Source organism: Rubrivirga sp. SAORIC476, from assembly GCF_002283555.1.
Classification (GTDB): Bacteria; Bacteroidota; Rhodothermia; order Rhodothermales; family Rubricoccaceae; genus Rubrivirga.
On the sequence record NZ_MVOI01000006.1, the window covers coordinates 195,772 to 216,369 of the forward strand.

General features: G+C 72.2%; 17 protein-coding genes. 8 read left to right on the plus strand and 9 right to left on the minus strand.

Going from position 1 to position 20,598, the window contains the following annotated elements; translation table 11 throughout:
• Positions 1-87 precede the first annotated feature (87 nt).
• Complete coding sequence (locus B1759_RS12360) at positions 88-849, minus strand: hypothetical protein (RefSeq protein WP_095515382.1); 762 nt, start codon at positions 847-849, stop codon at positions 88-90.
• Between the two features lie 162 nt (positions 850-1,011).
• Between B1759_RS12360 and B1759_RS12365 the strand changes: the two genes are divergently transcribed.
• Positions 1,012-1,542 (plus strand): hypothetical protein, encoded by a 531-nt coding sequence (locus B1759_RS12365; RefSeq protein ID WP_095515383.1) that lies wholly within the window; start codon positions 1,012-1,014, stop codon positions 1,540-1,542.
• Positions 1,543-1,603: 61 nt separating this feature from the next.
• Here the strand turns inward: B1759_RS12365 and mdh are convergent, their stop codons facing one another.
• Positions 1,604-2,542 carry a malate dehydrogenase gene (gene mdh / locus B1759_RS12370; RefSeq protein WP_095515384.1) on the minus strand — a complete coding sequence of 313 codons (939 nt, stop codon included), beginning with the start codon at positions 2,540-2,542 and terminating at the stop codon, positions 1,604-1,606.
• Between the two features lie 289 nt (positions 2,543-2,831).
• On the opposite strand from mdh, the gene B1759_RS12375 reads away from it, so the two are divergent.
• Complete coding sequence (locus tag B1759_RS12375; RefSeq protein WP_158225239.1) at positions 2,832-4,130, plus strand: alkaline phosphatase; 1,299 nt, start codon at positions 2,832-2,834, stop codon at positions 4,128-4,130.
• Positions 4,131-4,160: 30 nt separating this feature from the next.
• Here B1759_RS12375 and B1759_RS12380 read toward each other — a convergent pair whose 3' ends face one another.
• A complete protein-coding gene (locus B1759_RS12380) occupies positions 4,161-6,857 on the minus strand; it encodes a serine/threonine-protein kinase (RefSeq protein WP_095515386.1) in 2,697 nt (898 codons plus the stop codon).
• A gap of 34 nt (positions 6,858-6,891) precedes the next feature.
• Positions 6,892-7,614: a hypothetical protein gene (locus tag B1759_RS12385; protein ID WP_095515387.1), complete on the minus strand. Its 723-nt coding sequence runs from the start codon at positions 7,612-7,614 to the stop codon at positions 6,892-6,894.
• A 120-nt stretch (positions 7,615-7,734) separates the two neighbouring features.
• On the opposite strand from B1759_RS12385, the gene B1759_RS12390 reads away from it, so the two are divergent.
• Positions 7,735-9,465, plus strand: coding sequence for a DEDD exonuclease domain-containing protein (locus tag B1759_RS12390; protein ID WP_095515388.1), 1,731 nt, complete (start codon positions 7,735-7,737; stop codon positions 9,463-9,465).
• Here the strand turns inward: B1759_RS12390 and B1759_RS12395 are convergent.
• Entirely contained in the window at positions 9,391-10,134 is a 744-nt protein-coding gene (locus tag B1759_RS12395; protein ID WP_095515389.1) for a hypothetical protein, read from the minus strand. The genes B1759_RS12390 and B1759_RS12395 overlap by 75 nt on opposite strands.
• A gap of 218 nt (positions 10,135-10,352) precedes the next feature.
• Between B1759_RS12395 and B1759_RS12400 the strand changes: the two genes are divergently transcribed.
• Positions 10,353-10,865 carry a metal-dependent hydrolase gene (locus tag B1759_RS12400; protein ID WP_095515390.1) on the plus strand — a complete coding sequence of 171 codons (513 nt, stop codon included), beginning with the start codon at positions 10,353-10,355 and terminating at the stop codon, positions 10,863-10,865.
• 30 nt (positions 10,866-10,895) lie between these two features.
• On the opposite strand, the gene B1759_RS12405 is transcribed toward B1759_RS12400, so the two are convergent.
• The gene (locus B1759_RS12405; protein WP_095515391.1) at positions 10,896-11,711 is read right to left on the minus strand and encodes a tetratricopeptide repeat protein; all 816 of its coding nucleotides are present in this window, start codon (positions 11,709-11,711) and stop codon (positions 10,896-10,898) included.
• 96 nt (positions 11,712-11,807) lie between these two features.
• Between B1759_RS12405 and B1759_RS12410 the strand changes: the two genes are divergently transcribed.
• Together B1759_RS12410 and B1759_RS12415 are read left to right on the plus strand one after the other, a co-directional pair.
• On the plus strand, positions 11,808-13,007 hold the full coding sequence (locus B1759_RS12410) for a PD40 domain-containing protein (RefSeq protein WP_198948851.1): 1,200 nt from the start codon (positions 11,808-11,810) through the stop codon (positions 13,005-13,007).
• 138 nt (positions 13,008-13,145) lie between these two features.
• Positions 13,146-13,520 (plus strand): DUF805 domain-containing protein, encoded by a 375-nt coding sequence (locus B1759_RS12415; RefSeq protein WP_095515392.1) that lies wholly within the window; start codon positions 13,146-13,148, stop codon positions 13,518-13,520.
• Positions 13,521-13,572: 52 nt separating this feature from the next.
• Here the strand turns inward: B1759_RS12415 and B1759_RS12420 are convergent, their stop codons facing one another.
• Positions 13,573-16,116: a TonB-dependent receptor domain-containing protein gene (locus B1759_RS12420; RefSeq protein WP_095515393.1), complete on the minus strand. Its 2,544-nt coding sequence runs from the start codon at positions 16,114-16,116 to the stop codon at positions 13,573-13,575.
• Positions 16,117-16,378: 262 nt separating this feature from the next.
• On the opposite strand from B1759_RS12420, the gene B1759_RS12425 reads away from it, so the two are divergent.
• Together B1759_RS12425 and B1759_RS12430 are read left to right on the plus strand one after the other, a co-directional pair.
• Positions 16,379-17,053 (plus strand): hypothetical protein, encoded by a 675-nt coding sequence (locus B1759_RS12425; protein WP_095515394.1) that lies wholly within the window; start codon positions 16,379-16,381, stop codon positions 17,051-17,053.
• Positions 17,054-17,125: 72 nt separating this feature from the next.
• A complete protein-coding gene (locus B1759_RS12430; RefSeq protein WP_095515395.1) occupies positions 17,126-18,694 on the plus strand; it encodes a hypothetical protein in 1,569 nt (522 codons plus the stop codon).
• 18 nt (positions 18,695-18,712) lie between these two features.
• On the opposite strand, the gene B1759_RS12435 is transcribed toward B1759_RS12430, so the two are convergent.
• Both B1759_RS12435 and B1759_RS12440 read right to left on the minus strand, forming a co-directional pair.
• Complete coding sequence (locus B1759_RS12435; protein ID WP_095515396.1) at positions 18,713-19,198, minus strand: hypothetical protein; 486 nt, start codon at positions 19,196-19,198, stop codon at positions 18,713-18,715.
• A 117-nt stretch (positions 19,199-19,315) separates the two neighbouring features.
• Positions 19,316-20,512: a M20 family metallopeptidase gene (locus tag B1759_RS12440; protein WP_095515397.1), complete on the minus strand. Its 1,197-nt coding sequence runs from the start codon at positions 20,510-20,512 to the stop codon at positions 19,316-19,318.
• Positions 20,513-20,598 lie beyond the last annotated feature (86 nt).

Consider the following 20,598-nt stretch of genomic DNA (forward strand, 5'->3'; position numbering starts at 1 on the left):
CCTTGGCGCCGGGGTGGGCCGTACCAAGCGCGGGGGGCGAGTCTCCGAAGAGACCCGCCTCGTACAGGCGCCCGTCGGCGAGCACCGCTACCAGTCGGAGGCGCGCTCACCCATCAGTTCGGCGCGGCGCGCATCGATGAGCGCCTGCCGACGCGAGGCGCGGTCGCGGGTCGCAGCGTCCAACTCGTCCGCCTCGGCCTGCAACGCGGCGGCCTGCTCGCGGAGGGCGGCCGCCTCCTCGCGACGGGCCTCGCCGCGAACCTCGAACAGCTCGCCCAGGACGTCGTCCAACTCGCGGAGCGCGTCCCGTCGGGCGTCGCCCTCGGCGGAGCGGGCGCGGCGGGCGAGTGACTGCGACTCCATCTCGAGGGCACGCATCCGCTGGCGGGTCTCCGAGGAGACGCCGGGGCGGGTCTGGAACTCGCGGAGCATCCGGGGGAGCAGGCCTGCGGGGCCGTCCGCGTCCATGCGCCATGTGGCGAGGCCGTCCAGCGATGGCATCCGCAAACGGACCACGTTGGCCTCGTCGCCATCGCCCTGGCGGACGATCATCTCGTCGCCGTCGCTCTCGATCCGGAGGCGGACCGCCCGGCCGTCGCCGCCGCTGCGATCGAGGATCACCTCGTCGTCCTCGATCACGACGTTCCGGCCGTCGTCCGAGAAGAAGGCCGCGCCGCCCCGCCGTTCGTCGAGGGTCGTGTCGCCGTTGACGATGATCATGCGGCGGACCTGCGGGCCGTCGGCGTCGTCGCGTTCGATGATGATCTCGCGCTCGGTGCGGGTGTCGTCGGTCTGGGCGACGGCGGGGAGGGCGCCGAGGGCGAGGGCGGTGAGGAGCAGTCGTCGCATGTCGAACAGGGTGGAAGGGGTTGAGACCGTTCCGAACGAGCGCCGCCGCGGTCTCGTGCGCCGCCGGTTAAAAAAACAACACTCGGGCGAGACGGAGGCGCCGTTGACCTTCGGGGTGGGGCGCTCGCGTAGGTACGCACGACCCTTGCTCCCCGCGCTCCCATGACCCGCCGCATCGAACCCGTCGAGACCTACGCCAGCCTGTTCCGCTGGGCCGCCACCTACTCGTTGCTCCTGACCGACGACGTGCTCCACGTCGTCCGCCTCGGTCCCGCGATGGGTGGCGTCGGCGGGGCGGAGGGGTACCTGACCGGCGCCAGCCGCCAGCTCGACGCCGAGGCCCGGCGCGACCGCCTGGCGGGAAACGAGGACCTGGGCCAGGAGACCGGCGCGGCACTCGGGGTCGCGCTCGCGGCGCCCGTGCTGGAGCGCGTCGAGGCGCGGTACGGAGCGCAGGTGGCTGCGGGCGTCCGGCAGCTGGAGGCACGCGGCCACGAGGCGCTGTCGGCCGAGAAGGGCAGCTTTCGGTTCATGCTCTCCGAGATCCAGTCGTTCGGGCCCGGCAAGAAGGGGGCGCTCGACACGATGGACTTGAAGACCTCCGGGCGCGACTTCCAGTTCAAGGTGGCCCCCGGCGGCGGCGACGACCTCCGCGCCTTCGCGGACGCCGTGATGGCCGCCCGCACGGCCTGAACGAGCGCGGGGGACCCGCCGACTGGCGAGCCCCCCGCGAGGACCGGTCCGAGACGGCGCGCTAGGCCTCGTCCGTGGGCAGGTTCTGGTACGCCTCGATGACCTCACGGACGTGGGCGCCGGACGACTGCATGTCGGACGACTCCTTCTCGTTGAGCGACAGCTCCACGATCTCCTCGACGCCGTTGCGGCCCAGGCGGACCGGCACGCCGATGAACATGTCCTCCAGGCCGTACTGGCCCGTGACCCAGGCCGCGGCCGGGAGCACGCGGTTGGAGTCCTTCACGATGGCCTCGACCATCTCGGCGGCGCCGGCGCCCGGCGCGTACCACGCGCTCGTGCCCATCAGCTTGACGATCTCGCCGCCGCCCTTCTTGGTGCGCTCGATGATCTCGTCGAGGCGGGCCTCCTCGATCAACTCCGTGACCGGCTGGCTGCCGACCGTCGTGAAGCGCGGCAGCGGCGTCATGGAGTCGCCGTGGCCGCCCAGCAGCATCGCGTTGATGTCGCGGATCGAGACGCCGAGCTCCATCTTCAGGAACGCCCGGTAGCGCGCCGTGTCCAGCACGCCCGCCATGCCCATGACGCGGTTGGACGGGAAGCCGCTCTCCATGTACGCGACGTACGTCATCACGTCGAGCGGGTTGGAGACGACGATGATGATGGTGTCGGGCGAGTGCTCGACGACCTTCTGGGTGACGCTGGAGACGATGCCTGCGTTGACCTTTAGCAGGTCGTCGCGGCTCATGCCCTCCTTGCGGGGCAAGCCCGCCGTGATGACCGTCACGTCCGACCCGGCCGAGATGGCGTAGTCGTCGCCGCCCTCGATGACGGTGTCGAACCCGTGGATCGGGGCGGACTCCATGAGGTCGAGCGCCTTGCCCTGGGCGACCCCGGCGTTGATGTCGATGAGGGCGATGTTCTGGACGATGTCCATGCGCGCGACACACTCGGCGACCGTTGCGCCGACGTTGCCCGCGCCTACCACGGTGAGCTTCATAACTGGAGGGATGGGGAGGGAGGGATGAGGGAGGCGGTACGCGCCCGCTCCGCCGACGTTCGGCGCTCGCGTGTCAGCATAGGGGGAGCGGCCCCCGGAGGCGCTTCCGGCGCATCGGATTCGGCGCGAAGATCCACGGTATCACACGCCGGTTCACGGACGCCCGTTGGCCTGGCGTAGGATGCATCGCGCGCGCATCCGGGCCTGGCTCTGCTTCTGCCCGCCCCCTGCGGCGTGCCGTGTGCGTCCGCCTCGTCCCTTCTCCTCCGCTGATCCTCTCCACCACACCATGATCCGGATCCTCGTCCTGCTGGCCTCCCTCCTCGTTGCCGGGTGCGCCGTCAGCCAGCCCGCCTCGGCGCCCGCGCCGGTGCCCTCGGCGCCCGCCTCACCGGAGCGTCCGCGCAACGTGATCCTGATGATCGCCGACGGCTTCGGCCCGGCGTCGGCCACGCTGGGAGCGGCGGCGAAGGGCGCGCCGCTGGCGTTCGACAGCCTGCTCGTGGGCTCGGTCGAGACCTCGGCCACCGACAGCCGGGTGACCGACTCGGCCGCGGGGGCGACGGCCTACGCCTGCGGCCTCAAGACCTACAACGGCGCCATCGGCATGGACGCCGACCGCCAGCCGTGCCGAACCGTCCTCGAAGCCGCCGAGGCGCGTGGCATGGCGACCGGCCTCGTCGCCACCAGTCGCATCACGCACGCCACGCCCGCCTCGTTCGCGGCCCACGTCGCGCTCCGCGCGGAGGAGGCGGAGATCGCATCCCAACTGGCAGCCTCCGACGTGGACGTGCTCTTCGGTGGCGGCCGGACGTTCTTCGCCGACCTCCTCGGTCCGATGGCCGAGGCGGCGTGGCACGTCGCCACGGACCGCGCCGGGTTCGACGCCCTCGACCGACTCCCCGCCGCCGCACTCCTGGCGGACGACCACCTCGCCTACGAGATCGACCGCGATGAAACGGCCCAGCCGTCGCTGGCCGAGATGACGACGCGCGCCCTCGATCTGCTCGCGGCCTCGTCCGACGCACGGGCGAACGGCTTCTTCCTGATGATCGAAGGCTCGCGCGTCGACCACGCGGGCCACGGCAACGACCCGGCCGCCCACCTCGGCGACATCCTGGCCTACGACGCCGCCGTCGCCGCCGCGCTCGCCTGGGCCGCCGCCGACGGGGCCACGCTCGTGGTGTCCACGGCCGACCACGAGACGGGCGGCATGACGCTCGGCCGCGACGGCGTCTACCAGTGGGACCCCGCGCCGCTGCTCGCCACGACCGCCAGCCACGACGTGATCTTGAGCCGGGCCGAGGCTGCCTCGGACCCTGCCGAGGTGGTCCGCCTCGCGCTCGGGCTCGACGTGCTGCCCGAGGGCGCCGCGGACGCCCTCCGGGCCGCGCAGGCCACCCCGGCCGCGTTCCGTCTCCTCGTCCGCGACCTCCAGTCGGTGCCCGCCGGCGTCGCCTGGACCACCAGCGGCCACACGGCCGTCGACGTGGGGCTCTACGCCTTCGGTCCGGGTGCCGCGCTCTTCCACGGTCGGATGGGGAACGACGCCGTCGGGCAGGCACTGTTCGAGGTGCTGGGGCTCTAGGGAGCCTCTTCGCGTCTGCCGGTTCCTTGCTCACCGACTTCGGGCGGTGAGCAGGGCGCGGCGGGCGCGGGTCTGGAGCCGGAGCGGACCGAACTCGCCCACCCCATCCTGGATGCGTGCCTCGGCGCGCGTCAGCAGCCCCTCGGCTTCCTCGTGCTGGCCGACGCGGGTGAGTGCTTCGGCGAGCGCGCTCTGTGCCTCCGCGATGCGCCAGTGGCCGGGCGTCGAGACCTGGCGGATGCGGAGCGCCTCCCGGAGGATGGGCACGGCCTCGGCTGCCCGGCCCTCGCGGACGAGCGCCTCGCCGAGCCCGGTCATCGGGTACGGGCGGGCCGTGTGGAGCGCGGGCGTGCCCGACGAGTCGTGCGTCGCGAGCGAGCGGCGGCACCAGCGTTCCGCATCGGCCGCGTCGCCACGGGCGAGGGCGAGCAGGCCCAGGTGCGCCTCGGTGTGGGCCACCCGGAGGTGGGTGTCGCCGTGGAGGCGGCGGAAGATATCGAGCGACCGGATGAGGAGCGGCTCGGCGCGGTCGAGCAGCGCTGCGTCGCCGTTGAGGAGCGCCCGGTCCTTGTAGAGGAGGCCGAGGTTGCTGAGCGCGAGCGCGGTCTCGGGATGGGTCTCGCCGTAGGTCGCCTCGAAGATGCCGAGGGCTTCTCGGTAGTACCCCTCCGCGCGGACGTAGTCGCCCTGGTTCTTGACCACGACGCCGATCTCGTTGAGGACGCTGCCGAGGCGGGCGCTCTCGGGGCCGTAGTGGCTGCGGTAGAGCGCCGCCGCGCGCCGGTATGCGGCCTCCGCGCGCACGAGGTGTCCCTGACGCCGCAGCAGCGCTCCGATCGCCGCGTGCGCGTGCGCCGTCTCGATGTCGCCGTCGCCGAGCGACTGCCGCAGATCCGCGAGCGCGCGGACGAGGTGGGGCTCGGCCTCCTCGAAGCGTCCCTGGTGGACGAGGTTCAGGCCCGCCGCCCGCCGCAGGATGGCCACCGCGGGCGCGGACGGACCGAGCGCCTCGGTGCCGCTCGCGAGCGCCTCGTCGAGGATCTGCTCCGACTCGTCGTAGCGGGACTGCTGGGTGAGCAGCATCGCGAGGTCGGCCGCCGACTGGAGGGCGTCGGGGTGGCCGGGGCCGCCGAGCGTCTGGCGGAGCGTGAGCGCGTCGCGCTGGAGCGCCTCGCCACGGTCGAACAGGCCCAGGTTTCCATACACCTTGCCGAGCGAGGCCTCGACGGCGGCCCGCGTCCAGGGGTCCCCCTGGAGGCCCGAGCGGAGGCGCGCCGACGTACGGTCGAGGAGGGCCTCGGCGGAGACCTCCCGGCCGCCCGTCTCGTCCGGGTCCACGTCGCCGAGGAGGTCGGTCAGGAAGACCGTCGCCTGGACGGCGCGGTCGCGCTCGTCGTTGGCGCGGCTCGCCTCGCGGAGCGCGATGCCCGCGGCCGCCAGCACGACGACCGCGGCGACGGCGGTCACGGTCACGCCGGTGCGGTGGCGGCGCACGAACCGCGACGCGCGGTAGCCCACCGTCGACGGACGCGCGTCGACGGGGAGGCCCGCGAGGTGGCGCCGGAGGTCGGCGCAGAGTGCCGCGGCGGACTCGTAGCGCTGCTCGGGCTCCTTGCGGAGGGCCTTCAGCACGATCCGGTCGAGGTCGCCGCGGAGGCGGCGGCGCAGCTTCTCGGCTGTCGACGATCGGAGCACGCCGGGGCCTGGCGTGGCCGCGTGGGCCTCGGCGGCCCGTGCGGGCACGTCCGATGGCAGCGACGGAGGGGGCGCGGGCCCGTCGTCTGCGACCGCCTCGGACAGGCGCGTGGGCGTCTCTTCGAGGATGGCTCGCTCGATGGCGTGGCGCCCCTCGACATGCGCGAACGGGCGTCGCCCGGTGAGGAGTTCGTAGAGCAGCACCCCCAGCGCATAGACGTCCGTGGCCGTGGTGATGGGAGCGTCGGAGACCTGCTCGGGGGCCGCGTACTGCGGCGTCATGACGCGCTGGTCGGCGGCGGTCACGACGTGGGGCGTGGCCTCGTCCTCGCCGAGCAGCTTGGCGATGCCGAAGTCGAGCAGCGTCACGCGGGGCCCGTCGGGCGTGTCCGCCACCATGACATTGGAGGGCTTCAGGTCGCGGTGGACGACGAGGTTGCGGTGGGCCGCCTGGACCGCCTCGCAGACGTGCTGGAAGAGCCCCAGTCGTGCCTCGACGGTGAGCCGGTGGCGGTCGCAGTAGTCCGTGATGGGGTCGCCCTCCACGAAGTCCATCGCCAGCCAGGGGCGCCCGTCCGGGGCGACGCCGCCGTCGAGCAGCCGCGCGATGGACGGGTGGTCGAGCCGGGCCAGGATCTGGCGCTCGGCGACGAACCGCGCCGCGCCCTTCGCCGACAGGCCCGCGCGCACCAGCTTGACGGCAGCCGTCTGTTCGTACGGACCGTCGGCTCGCTCGGCGCGCCAGACTTCGCCCATCCCCCCGCGGCCGACGCGCTCGATCAACTGCCACGGACCGACCCGGTCGATGGGCTCGGCCAGGGGGCGGGGCGGCGGGGGGAGGTGGAAGAAGGTCTCCGCGCGGGCGTCGGCGTCGAGCAGGGCCTGGACCTCGGCCCGGAGGGCGTCGTCGGGGTCGCCGTCGGGCGTGCGGCAGGCGCGGTCGAGAGCGCTCTCCCGCTCGGCTTCGGGGAGGTCGGCGATCTCCTCGAAGAGGGCTTCGAGGCGGCGCCAGCGGTTCATGGAATCGGTCATCGCGCGCTCGGTGGGAAGCGTGCCGGGACCTCTCCTACCGGAGATGGGGCGGCGGACTGTCGCCAAACGTACGCGTCCGCTGCAGCGCACGGAATACGAGCACGTGGCCGAGGAGCGCCACCTGCACGAGCCACGCGGGCAGCCAGACGCCGGGGAACGTGACCGGCAGCAGAACCTGCGGCTGCGTCGGCACGATGCCGAAGGCCGAGAGGGCCGCCGTCGCGACGACCCCGGCGAGCAGCGCCAGCCCGAGGACGTTCCACGCCACGACGGCCCACCGGGGCGGCGTGCCTCGCCACAGCCAGAGACCCAGCCCGACCGCCGTGAGGCCCGTCGCCACGTCGAGGTTGTAGCCGTGGTACGTGACTTCGGCCGGGACCACGCCCGCGTCGAAGGCCGCCGCGAGCCACACCTCCACCCCCACGCGGAACGCCTGCGCGCCGACCAGCCACGCCAGCGGCCACGCCAGCAGCCGGTCGCCGACGCGCGAGAGCCCGAGCGAGACGGTCGCCACGGAGAAGGCCAGCAGCATCAGCGCCGCCGCGGGCGGACGCGCCTGCACGTCGGCCAGGGTGCCGGAGGCGGCCAGGGCGGCCGAGAGGCTCAGGTAGCCCGCGACGAGGCCGAGGCCGAGGAGGAGCCAGCGACGCCGCGCGGGGCCGTCCGCCTCGGGGCACCAGAGGGCGAACACGAAGGCCGCCGCCATGGCGACCGTCAGCGTGACCAGGGCCACCGCGAGGAGGGGAGGAAGAGGCATCGTGAACGGCGCGCTGATTCCGCACGGTACGACGCCCGGTGTGCGTCGAGAGGGTGTGCAGAGCGTGTGACACGGCGGGCGTCAGCGGGTGGGGGCATCCTGTCGCGATCTTCCGAAGCCATGGACATCGACCGCGCCGAATTCGTCATCGTCGACACCGAGACCACCGGGTCGCGGGCGGGCGACGACCGCCTGATCGAGATCGGGGCCGCGCGGCTGGTCGGCGGGGAGATCGTAGACACCTTCCAGCAGCTCATCGACCCCGGCCGCCACGTGCCCAACCGGATCACGCGGCTGACGGGCATCTCGACGGCGATGGTCTACGGCCAGCCGTCGGCCTCGGAGGTGATGCCGCGCTTCCTGGAGTTCCTGGGCGACGCCGTGCTCGTGGCCCACAACCTGCCGTTCGACGCACGCTTCCTCGACGTGGCGCTCGCCGAGGCGGGCCTGCCGCCGCTCCAGAACCCGTCCGTCGATACCCTGCGGCTGGCCCGGCGCATGCTGTCGTCGCTGCCCTCGAAGGGGCTCTCCCAGCTGACGAAGCACTTCGGCATTGAGGTCCACGGCCGTCACCGCGCCCTGGGCGACGCCACCGCGACCGCCGAGTTGCTGGTGATCCTGCTCGGCCGGATGCGGATCGAGTTCGGCGTCGAGACCGTGGACGACCTGCTCGGCTTCCAGCGGCGACGCTACAAGGACACCCGCCGCGAGCCGACGCACCTCAAGAAGATCCGCGAGCAGATCCTGCCGCTGCTGCCCGACCGGCCGGGGGTTTACTTCATGCGCGACAGCCGCGGCTCGGTGATCTACGTCGGCAAGGCGAAGAGCCTCCGCAACCGCGTCCGGAGCTACTTCACCGGCGTCGAGAACCACGTCCCCAAGACGCGCAAGCTGGTGCGCGACGTGCGCGACGTGACGTGGCGCGAGACCGGCACAGAACTGGCGGCGCTGCTGGAGGAGTCGAAGCTGATCAAGAACTACCTGCCGGTCTACAACCGCGCGCTCCGCCGCTACCGCGACTACCCCTTTATCCGCCTCGACACGACGCACGCGTACCCGACCATCTCGTGGACGCCGCGCATCGCCAACGACGGTGCCGAGTACTACGGCCCGCTCGGGCGGCGCGGGCAGGCCGAGGAACTGGTCGAGCTGATCGGGCGGCTGTTCATGCTCCGTGAGTGCGACGACAACGTGTTCGCGCTCGGGCGGCCGTGCCTCTACTCCGAGATGGGCCGCTGCGGCGCGCCCTGCGTCGGCGGGCCCGGTGCCGAGCAGTACGACCTGGAGGTGGAGCGCGTGCGCGCGTTCCTGACCGGCCAGGACATGGAGGCGGTCGACATGATCGAGGAGGCGATGCGGCAGGCCGCGGCGACGCGCGAGTACGAGGCTGCGGGCTGGTACCGGGACCAGCTCCACCGCCTCCAGCGGACGTTCGGCCGCCAGCGCCGCATCGCGTCGGCCGTCCACGAGCACGACGCGGTGCTGGTGGAGCCGCTCGCCCCCGGCTACGAGGGGCTCGACGGCGGCGCCCAGCTCTTCCTGATCCGCCACGGCCGCCTCGCGGCGCGCGTCGAGATCCCGTCGGACCCCGGCCCCGACGAGGTCGCCGACCTCGGGGCCGCACTCGCCGAGACGTTCGACCCGGCCGTCTCGGCACCCAGCGCCCACGGCCGCCCCGACGTGGACGAGATGCGCATGCTCGCCAACTGGATGCGCCTCCACCCCGACGGCGCCCGGCAGGTCCGCTGGCGCCCCGACCTCGACGCGGACGCGTTCTTAGCCGGCGTCCTCGCCGCGGCCGAGGAGGCCGCCCCGACGCCCGAGGCGGAGGTGGAGGAGACGGACGACTGAGCTGACCTCGCCTCGGAACCCGTTCGCCAGGGGTCGTGTCGTCTCCGTCCACTTGACGCCGACGTACCCCAGCCCGACGCACCCGACCAGCATCTCGACGACCTCCGAGGTCCACCGGACGCCCATGCGGACGGTAGCGGACGCGACGAAGCCGTCGGCGTAGAGCTTGACGAACCCGAAGAGAGTGATCGCGACGAGTGCGGTCACCAGGCTACTGGGTGTGGTGAGCGAGCGGAGCCAGTCGGGGGCGTCGTCCAGACGAGCGGGGAGCGTCAGCAGAAGCCCGACGGTGCCGGCGAGCAGGTAGAGGTACCCCGCGGTGCCCTGGACGCCGTGAAGGTTGTGGAGCGTCGTCTCTCCCTGAGCGTTGGCTTCGACCAAGAGGCCGGGGGTGGCAAAGTGGAGGAACTGCTGCCCCCAGCTGATCTCTTCCATGGCGACGAGCACCAGGGCGACGCCGAGCGCGCGTAGGGCGGCCGTCTGCGCGGTCGGCCGTCGCTGGTCGCGCCAGCGCCTCGCCAGGTCGAAGGCGAGGAGCCCACCCAGCAGCAACGTGAGAAACGTGGCCACCTCGACCACGTGATTCTCCTGCACCCACTGCGTGGCGAGGTCTCGCGTGGAGGGAGCGCCCTGGAGCAGGCCGTACCCGACCAGGAGCAGGAGAGGCAAGACGGTGCCACGTCGCGTCCGAGCGTCGGGAGCAGAAGTGGACAAATCCGTCGGCATCTCAGAACTCGGAGGGATGCGGGTATCGCCGCTCGCGGCGACCGGGTATAGTGCCGGTGGTCTCCGAGGCCGTGGAGACGGACGAGTGACGCACCCACCCGTGTGACACGACGGCGCCCGCCTCGCGCGTACCCTGGGCCCCTTCCCCGACCCCCCTCGTTTTGGCTGGCTACCGCGGACACCTCGTCGGCGCGACCGTCTTCTTCGCCGTCTACCTCGGCGTGCTGGTGCTCCTCTACTCCGTCGACCAGGCGTACCGCCAGTTCACCGAGGTGGAGCTGATCGCGTACCCGCTCGGCCTGTTCGGCCTGTGCCTGCTATTCGGGCTCTGGCCCGACGTGGACACCAACTCGAAGGGGCAGAACATCTTCTACAGCCTGTTCTTCGTCGTCGACGTGGGGCTGATCGTGGCGCGTGAGATCGAGGCGGCGGCGTACCTGGGCCTCTTCTGCATCCTGCCCGCGCTCGGTAAGCACCGCGGGTGGACGCACACGTTCTGGGCGATGCTGCTCATCCCGAGCCCGCTCCTGGTCATGCCCTACGTCCTGACGCCGGAGCGGCCGCTGGCCGGGCTGCCGTTCTACGGCGCCGCCGTCGTCGGCTACTTCAGCCACCTCGTGTTCGACGGGATGGTGGTCCGCCTGCCGAGGAGAAAACGGAAGACCGGGTGGTGAGGAGGGGGCGCCTCCGTGCCCGGCCCTCGTTCAATACAGCGACATGTTGAACGCCGGGCGGTGGGCCTGCGAGACGCGGTGGCCCTCGCCGAGGGTCTGGAAGAGCGCCACGCCGAGCTTGCGGGCGCCGTCGTCGTCGTAGAAGCGGTCGGCGCGGATGGCCTCGATGAGGCGGTCGAGCGTCGTGTCGAGGTCGTTGGCGCGGAGGGCGGTCAGCGCCGCGACGACGTGGGCGCGGGGCGGGCCGTCGGGCAGCGAGTCGAGGTCGCGGTCGAGCGCCGTCAGGACGGTGCGGACGGCCTCCGCCTCGGGCGTGTGGAGGTCGCGGACCAGGTCGTGGGCGCGGTCGCGGTCGTCGAAGGCGAGGAGACGCGCGAGGCGGCTGCGGGCCGCCGCGGCCCAGGAGGCCGTCTCCGCCTCGGGATCGGCGAGCGCCGCCTCCAGTTCGGCGCGAGCGGTGGCGCGGTCGCCCGCTCCCCAGGCTACCTCCGCCGCCTTGGCGTGGGCGCGGGCGGGCGAGGGGAGGTGCTCGTCGAGCCACTGGCGGAGGATGTGCTCCGGGAGCGCCCCCGTGAACTCGGCCGCGACGGCGCCGCCGACGAACAGCTTGACGGCCGGGATGCCGCGGATGCCGTAGCGCTGCATCAGCCCCGGCGCCTCGTCGGTATTGACCTTGACGAGCGCCCACCGACCGGCGGCCTCGGCGGCGAGGCGGTCGAGGACCGGCCCGAGCACGCGGCACGGCCCGCACCACGGCGCCCAGAAGTCGACGAGGATGGGGCGGGCATGACTGGCCTCGACCACGTCGGCCTGGAAGTCGAGGGCGGGACTCGCAGCGTCGGGCATGGCGTCGAAAATCGAGGGAAGGGGGAACGCGCCAGCAACACCGCAGGGCGTGCGGGGTTGGCCGCGATGTCACGGACGCTCTCCTTCCCGGTTCCCATGTCGACCTCTCTGATCCCGCGTGCGGGACGCTCGCTCGCTCTGCTCGTCGCCGCCCTCGTTCTGCCAGCGTGCCAGACCGTCGGCGCCAACCTCGCCGAAGTGGAGAACGAGGCCGTCGCCGCAGCCTCCGCGGACCAGCCCATCACGGGCGCTCCGGTCGGCACGATGGCCGAGGCGGACCCCACCGATCCGCTCCGGTTCGAGGGCGAGACGCACCTCCGCAACATCCGCCAGTTGACCTTCGGTGGCAACAACGCCGAGGCGTACTGGAGCCCCGACGGCACCCAGCTGTCGTTCCAGAGCGACTGGGGCGCCATCAACAGCCAGGGCTGCGACCAGCAGTTCGTGATGTCGGTCGCCGAGGGCGCGGGTGAGGATGGCGCGGGCGCCGACCTGGTCTCGACCGGCCAGGGACGCACCACCTGCGGCTACTTCCTCACCGACGACCGCGTGGTCTATGCGTCCACCCACGCGGCGGGCCCCGAGTGCCCGACGACCGCCGCGCAGCGCACCGGCCGCTACGTCTGGGACGTGTTCGACTCGTTCGAGATCTACGTCGCCGACGCCGACGGCTCGAACCCGGAGGTCCTGATCGGCGGGCCCGGCTACGACGCCGAGGCGACCGTCAGCCCGGATGGCCGGTTCGTCATCTTCACGTCCACCCGCTCCGGCGACCTGGAGCTGTGGCGCTATGAGGTGGCCACGGGCGATCTCCTCCAGCTCACGGACGAGCTCGGGTACGACGGCGGTGCCTTCTTCTCGCCCGACGGCTCGCAGATCGTATGGCGGGCCTCCCGCCCGACGGGCGAGGCGGCCGACCAGTACCGCGCCCTCCTCACCCAGAACGCGGTCCAGCCCGGCGCGCTCGACCTCTACGTGGCCGACGCCGACGGCTCCAACGCTCGTCAGGTGACCACGCTGCCCGGCGCCAACTGGGCACCGTTCTTCCACCCGTCCGGCGAGAAGCTGATCTTCGCGTCCAACCACCACACCCTCGATGAGGGCGGGCGCGAGTTCGACCTTTTCCTCGTCGACCTCGACGGTGGCGATCTGGAGCGCGTCACCTTCAGCGGCACCTTCGACGCCTTCCCGATGTTCTCGCCCGACGGCACGAAGCTGGTCTTCGCGTCCAACCGCAACGTCGAGCGCACGCCGACCCGCGACACGAACGTCTTCGTCGCCGACTGGGTGGAGTAGAATGATGGCAGGAGCGCCCGCGCTCCAGAACGCAGAAAGAGCCCGGCTCGATGGCCGGGACGGCGCTCTCCGGGCCATGACGTGTGCTGGCGTCTGAGCCCGCAAGGGAGCACCTTGCGTTCCTGCATCCTGCGTTCCATGTCGCCCGCCGCCGCCTATCTCCGCGTCCTCTCGGCCTTCGCCGACTTCGACGGACGCGCGTCGCGGGCCGAGTTCTGGGGCTTCGTCCTCGTCCACCTCGGCGTGACGGTGGTGCTGGCCGTGGCGTCCGCCGTCGTCGGCACCGTGACCGAGGCGGCCTGGGTGGCGGGCAGCGCCGTGTTCGCGCTCTACGCCGTCGGGACGTTCTTCCCGGCGCTCTCGGCCGTCGCGCGTCGGCTCCACGACACCGGGCGGAGCAGCCTGTTCGTGCTCGTCGGGCTGCTGCCGGTGATCGGCCTGGTGCTCGTCTACTGGCTGGCGCGGCCCGGCGACCCGGCACCCAACGCCTGGGGGCAGCCTGCGGACGGGTGAAGAGGGAGGGGCGATGAGCCGTCTGGCCCTCCGCCCCTCACCCTTCGCCTGCTCAGATGCCGAAGCCCTGGTCGACGCCGCCGCCCTGCGGCTGCTGCTGAGGCTGCGGACGGTTCTGGTTCGAGCCGAACGTGTAGGTCAGCGTGAACGAGGCCTGCCGGATGGCGGGGTCGAACGACGTGTCGCGGAAGGTGACGCCGTTGTCCGACTCGAACTCGAACTTGGCCAGCCCGAACGGGTCGTTGACACGCGCCGCCAGCGAGAGCTGCTCGCTCAGCTTCTGGTTGAGGCCGATGGTCGTGAAGGCGAAGCCGCTGCGGGTGCCGTCGACCGTCGTCTCGGGGCCGCGGTAGAACATGAAGCCCTGCAGGTCGGTGCCCTCGCGGACCTTCCACTGGAGGCTGGCCCGCGCGTTCCAGGTCAGGTTCTCCGTGGCCGCCTCGTCCGGGTCGGGGTCCGAGGTGACGGCCTGATAGACGCTGCTCGACACGAAGCCGCGCACCGGGCCGAGGGCGCCGAAGAGCGTCACGTCCGCGCCGAGGCTCGTCTGCGTGTCCAGGTTCTGCGCCGTGAACAGGTTGATGCCCGTCTCCTCATTGACGATGAATCGGCGCGAGATCACGTCGGTCGTCCGGCGGTAGAAGGGCGTCAACGTGGCGAAGAACTTGTACTGGAAGGTCAGCTCGTAGGAGTCGGTGTACTCGGGCCGGAGGCTCGGATTGCCGACGCGCACGAAGCGGTCGTTCGAGAGGTCCGGGAACGGGTTCAGGAAGAACGTCCGCGGGCGCTCGATGCGGCGCGAGTACGCGCCCTTGATGAGCGTGCCGGGGCCGAACGAGTAGGTCGCGAACGCGCTCGGGAAGAGGCTCTGGTAGGTCTGCTCGCCCGCCGCGTCGAGGTCGACGCCGGGGTCGTAGCCGTCGGGCAGGGGCGTCGCGAGGTCGAACGTGCGCCGGGCCGTCTCGGCACGGAGGCCGACCTGGACCTGGACGGGGCCGATGGGCCGCGCGCCCTGGAGGTAGGCCGCGTAGATCTGCCGCGTGTAGTCGAACGCGTTGGAGCGCGCCGCGTCGGGAGCCAGCGTCGCCTCGCTGTCGCCGGTCTCGAAGCCGGTCGCGCTGGTCACCCACTCGCCGTTGACCTTGCCGCCGACCTCCAGCTTCATGCCGCCGAGCGGGCGCGTGTAGTCGACTTGGGCCGACGCCTCGTCGGTGGCCTCGTCCGAGGTCTGGCGCTCGAACGGGAAGGGGTCGGTGGCCTCTACGAACAGGCCGAGGTTGTCGTTCTCGACGTGCGTGTAGCGCGTCTCCACCGCGATCTCGTGGTCCGACTGGGTGCCGCCGCCGCCCCGGGGGCCGCCGAAGCCACCTCGGAAGCCGCCGCGCCCGCCGCCGCCTCCACCGCTGCCCGCGTCGCCGCCCCCGCCGCCGGCACCGAACTGGCGGCGGAAGATGAGCGCCGCGTCGCCGTTGAGGCCGTCCGTGTCACTGTTCGAGTCGCGGATGGAGTTGACCGTGCCGCCGTTCGGGAAGGTGTCGAAAAAGGTCGTTGTGGACCCGTTCGCACCGCTCCGGAGGCCCAGCGAGCCCTCCGCCGAGAGCGTCGTGCCGGGCGCGAGGAGGTAGGCTGCCGAGCCGTTCAGGAAGTGCGACTGGTCCGAGTTGTCGTCGACGCCCGACTGGTCGGTCTCCGTGGGGATGCCGTCCGGGGGCGCCGTCAGGTAGCGGAAGAGCGAGCTGCGCTCCGTGTCGCGCTCGCCGTAGCGGTAGCCATACTGCCCGTTGAGGTCCCACGCGCCGCGCTGGTAGGCGAGGTTGGCGCCCGCCTGTCCGCTCAACTCGGTGCCTCCGCCGAACGTGAGGCCTCCCGAGAGGCCTCGGTCGGTCCCCTCCGCGAGGACGATGTTGACGATGCCACCCATGCCGTCGGGCTCGTAGCGCGCCGACGGGTTCGGGATCACCTCCACGCGCTCCACCTTGTCGGCCGGAATCTGGCGCAGCAGCGCGGCCAGGAAGGCCCCCCGCACCGGCACCGGGCGGCCGTTGATCTGGATGACGACGTTCTGGTTGCCCCGCAGCGAGATGTTGCCGTCCGTGTCGACCTCCAGCGAGGGGAGCGTCTGGAGCGTTTCGATGGCGCTGCCGCCTGCCGTGACGGCCTGCTCTTGGACGTTGTAGACCGTCCGGTCGGCCTGCTGCTCGACGAACTCGCGCCGGGCGGTCACCTCGGCTTCGCCCAGGACCGCCGCGCTCTCGCCGAGGCGGATCTCCCCGAGTGCCGTCGGCGACCCAGCGGCGACGGTGAAGACGTCCAGCGGGCGGCTCTCGTAGCCGATGAAGCTGGCCCGCGCGAGGTAGTCGCCCGGCCGGATCGGGTCGATGCGGACTGCGCCGTCGGCATCGGCCGCGCCGCCGGTCACGAACGACGTGTCGCGGACTGCGAAGATGGACAGGGTCGCCGAGGGCAGCGGCGCGCCAGTCGCGTCGTCGACGATGGTGGCCGTCACGGCGCCCTGCGGACGGCCCGCGCCGGGCGTCTGGGCGAAGGACGGGGCAGCGGCCAGGAGGCCGACGAGGAAGGCGAACCGAAGGGACATGATGTGGAGAGGAGCGGGGAGAGCGATAGCCGCTGCAACGGAAGCGGTGACAGAGAGTTGTGCCGATCCTGCGTCGGATGCACGAAGGCGTCATGAACGGCACCGGCGCCAGTACGAGCGCGCCGGAGGGGAGGCGCTACGGAGATGGCGCCGCCGGGTTGCCCTCCGGTTCGGAGCCCAGCGAGCGCGGACGCGCCAGAGGCGGAGCACGGGGCGGGCTGGAGGGCCCCCGATCTCGGCCAGAGACTGCTAGCTTGGGCGCATGGCCCGCGCACCTCGATCTCCGTTCTTGACCCTGCTGGCGCTCGCCGCGTCGGTGACGGTCGGGGCGAGCGGCTGCGTGCCCTACAGCGTCGGAGCGACCGCGGCGACGGTGGCGCCCCGCGAGATCGAGCCGAGCACCATCCTTCAGGTCACCTCCGGCCGCCGCGACCTGCTGGAGGATGACGAGCCGAAGGGCGCCGGGCTCATGCTCGGCAACGAGGCCCGCCTCGGGCTCGACGCCCGGTCGGACGTCGGCGTCCGCATCGTGGGGCTGGGGAGCGTCACGGCGACCTACAAGCGTCGCCTGGCAGGCCTGCCCGGGCAAGACGCCGGGGTGTCGCTGCTCGTCGGTGCGGGCGTGGTCGGGGCCACCCACCTGCACGCCGAGGCCACCCTGGTTGCCTCGCCGGGACCGCTCGCCCCAGCGTCTCAGATCGTCCCGTATGGCGCCATCCGCCTCCAGGACCTGACCGCGTTCGCGCCGGACGCGCTGGGCAGCGCCCCGGCCCTCGGCCTCGTCATCGGGGGACGCTTCGGCTGGCCGGACCTCGCTGTGAGCCCGGAGTTGGGCGTGTTCTACAGCCCGTCGCCGTTCGCGGGGGACGACGACCTGATCCTCGTCCCGTCGGTGACCGTTCGCGGAGACCGATTGCGGAAGGCGCTCGGGATCTGAGGGAGCGTGGACGCAGAACGGGCAGAGCGCGTAGAGCGGTCTCGTCGGTGCCAGTTTCCCTCGCGACACGCCATGCTCCGTCTCGGTCTGCTCCTGGTCCTCCTCGCCATCGGCGGGTGCGCGGCGTCGGGAGACGAGGCCGTGGCACCGAGCGACGTGCGGACGGTCCACCTCGCGGGCCGCTTCGAGACGAGCTACCGCGGCAGGCCGCCACGGGGCGCGTACGGGCTCCGCGTCTACCTCCTGTTCCGGCGGTCCGACGGGACGGGCTGGGAGCACGCCGTGCCGCCGTCAGGCCGGTCACGGCGGCACCGGACGTTCGACGTGCTGGCCGAAGATGGGAGCTTCCGGTTCGATCTCGCCACTGCCGACGACCTCTCGGCCTACAACGAGGTCGCGGTCGTCCCCGCGCTGCAGTCAGATGCCGTCCGCCTCGTGCCGACGCCCGCGGGCGCGCGGACGCTCGACGACACGACCACCGTCCTCCCCCTGGCCGACGCGATCCGGGTCCCTCTGTCCGCCTCGGGCCCGGTCCGGGCCGAGGCGCTCCACGCCGAGGTGCGCCCCGAGGTGGGCGTGATCGTGCGCTACGCGACGCTGAGCCGCGAGTTCGTGAGCGCGCTCTACGACGGCGCGCCGCCATTCGACCTGCCACCGGTGCGCGTCGAGCGGAGCCGGGGCGGCGGCTACGTGTTCCAGGCGCTCGACCCGGACGCGCTCGCGCTGGGCGGCCACGAGATCGAACTGAACGTCGCGCGGGGCCTCTCGGCCACGCTCGTCGGCCACGAGTACGGGCACTACGCGAGTTTCCAGATGTGGGGGGCGAACCCGCTCCGCTACACCCTCCGCAACCGGAATCTGCGCGAGGGCTGGGCCATCTTCTTCTCGTTCGCCGTCCGTGCCTACGCGGCGGCCCAGTACGGCGACGTGGATCTCGCCTCGTCCAATCCGGAGCGGGCGGCGTTCACCGACGGCATCGCCGGGCGGGCGCGCTACCAGGGCATCGTCTATGGCACGACGCACCCGGACTACGCCGCGATCGGGGCGCTGCTCTGGAGCCTCTACGACCGCGCCGCCCCGTCGCCGTTCGAGTACGAGGGGGACGACCTCGGCAGCCTCGCGGGCGACAACGACGACATCGCCGGGGGCGTCGCGTTGGTCGAGGCCGTCCGGACCACGCGGACGCGCCTGCTCGCCGAGGCGGGCATCGCGGAGGTCGTCCAGACGTTCCGGGCGGCGATGCCGCCGGGCCTGAGGCCGTCCATCGACGGCGCGCAGGACTTCTTCCTCTGCCCCGCGTGGCCGCGCTGTGACGTGACCGCGTCCGCAGATGCCTCGTCGCGTACGGCGTCACGCACGCTCCGCCCCGTCGCCCCGGCGGATCTGGTCGCGCGCCGGGTGTCGGCGCAGGCCGTCGCGCTGTCGTGGAATCCGCAGACCGGCGCGGCGCCCTGGGCCAACCTGCCCGACGCCGTCCAGGTGCTCCGCAACGACGCCGTGGTGGCGACGCTGCCATGCCACACGGCCTCCTGGGTGGACGACGACGCGGGGCCGGGGCAAGTTCGGTATGAGGTCCGCGCGGTCGGGGGCGGCGGCGTGGCCCACGGCGGGGCCGAGGCGGAGGTGGAGGGGGTGCCGTAGCCGCGAGGCGTCGAGCGCTCAGCAGCCGCCGAGCCTCGGGCTCCGGATCTCTCGCGCCGACACGTCGCCGACGATCCGAGGCGTCACGACGAGATGCGCGGGGTAGGCGGTGGCGGACGCTCGCTCGGCATGCGTCACAGGCTGTGGCCCGTCGTACACCACGCAGGCGGTCAGCCGGTCTCCCCGGCGCCGGAGGTCGCTGATAAGGACGACGCCGCCCGACGCCGTCGCCGGGTAGACGACCCCCACCACCGAGGAGGTCTCATAGTCGATGTCGGGCAGTGGGGCCACGAGTCCGTAGTCGGTGGCGAACGCGGCCTCGTCCTCGTCTGAGCGCAGCACCACCATCTTCGACGACTGGGATTCGCTGAGCAGGGTGTCGGTCCGGGCGAGCGTCTCGAACGAGATCTGGTCGGACTCCGGGCCAACCAGCGAGCAGCCGATCAGCCCACTCGTGAGGAGCAGGGCACAGCAGAAAGAGACGACACGCGAAGAGCGACGCAATGGCTTGGGGAGCGAGTGGGCGTAGCGTCTGGCGGGGTCTCTCGGGGGTGGGTGTGCCGGAGGATACCGGCCCGCCAGGCAGCGGTCAGGGCAAAACTGTCGGACCAGATCCAGGCCTCACTCCCCGGCCAGCTGCCGCGCCGCCAGCGCGGCCAGGAAGCCCGTGCCCGTCCGCAACGCCTCCTCGTCGACCGTCATGCGGGGCGTGTGCAGCCCGTGCGTGATGCCCGTCGCCTCGTTGCCGACGCCGAGCACCGAGAACGCTCCCGGGATCTGCTCGGTGTAGAAGGCGAAGTCCTCGGCCGCGTACCACATCGGAAGGTCGATCACGCGCTCGGCGCCGACGTAAGCGACCGCAGTCTCGCGAGCGAAGGCCGCCGCCGCCTCGTCGTTGTTCAGCACCGGGTAGCCGACGACGATGTCCACGTCGCACGTCGCCCCGAACGCCTCGGCCGTCTTTTGCGCCGTCCGGCGGATGAGGTCGTGAGCCTGAAACCGCCAGTCCTCGTCCATCGCGCGGAAGGTGCCGATCAGGCGGACGGTGTCCGGCAGGATGTTGGTCGCCCCGTCCGCCTCGACGCGTCCGAAGGACAGGAGCGACGGGATGCCGGGCGGCCGGTTGCGCGAGATCACCGCCTGGAGCGCGGTCAGGATGTGTGCCTGCGTGAGCACCGCGTCCACCAGCAGATGCGGCGCCGCCGCGTGGCCGCCCTGGCCGTGGATGGTGAGGTACACCTCGTCGGCCGACGCCATGAAGGTGCCGCCGCGGATGCCGATGGTGCCCGCAGGGAGTTCGGGAAACACGTGCTGGCCGAAGATGCGCGCGGGGCCATCGTGGCCGCCCATCGGTCCGAGCACACCTTCCTCGATCATGACAGACGCCCCGCCCGGCGCCTTCTCCTCGCTCGGCTGGAACACGAGGCGGACCGTCCCGGCGAGGTCGGCGCGCATCGCCTGGAGCACCTGCGCCGCGCCGAGCAGCATCGCCGTGTGGGCGTCGTGCCCGCAGGCGTGCATCCGCCCCGGCGTCTCGCTGGCGAAGTCGAGGCCGGTGGCCTCGGTGATGGGCAGCGCGTCGATGTCGGCGCGGAGGGCGACCGTCGGGCCGGAGCGTGCGCCCTCGACGTGGGCCACGACGCCGGTCTTGGCCACGCCCTCGATGGGGTCGAGGCCGATGTCGCGCAGCGTCCGCGCGATGAGCGCGGCCGTCTCGTGCTCCTCGAAGGCCAGTTCGGGCCGCCGGTGGATCGCCCGTCGCAGGCGGACGACCTCGGGGAAGACGTCGTCGGTAAGGGCGTGGATGCGGTCGAGCATGGGGAGAGGGGAGAGGCTGAAAGTGTACCGCCACGGAACGCCGGGAGGGCGACCTCGATATGTGTGCATCGGAACCGCTTCCATCC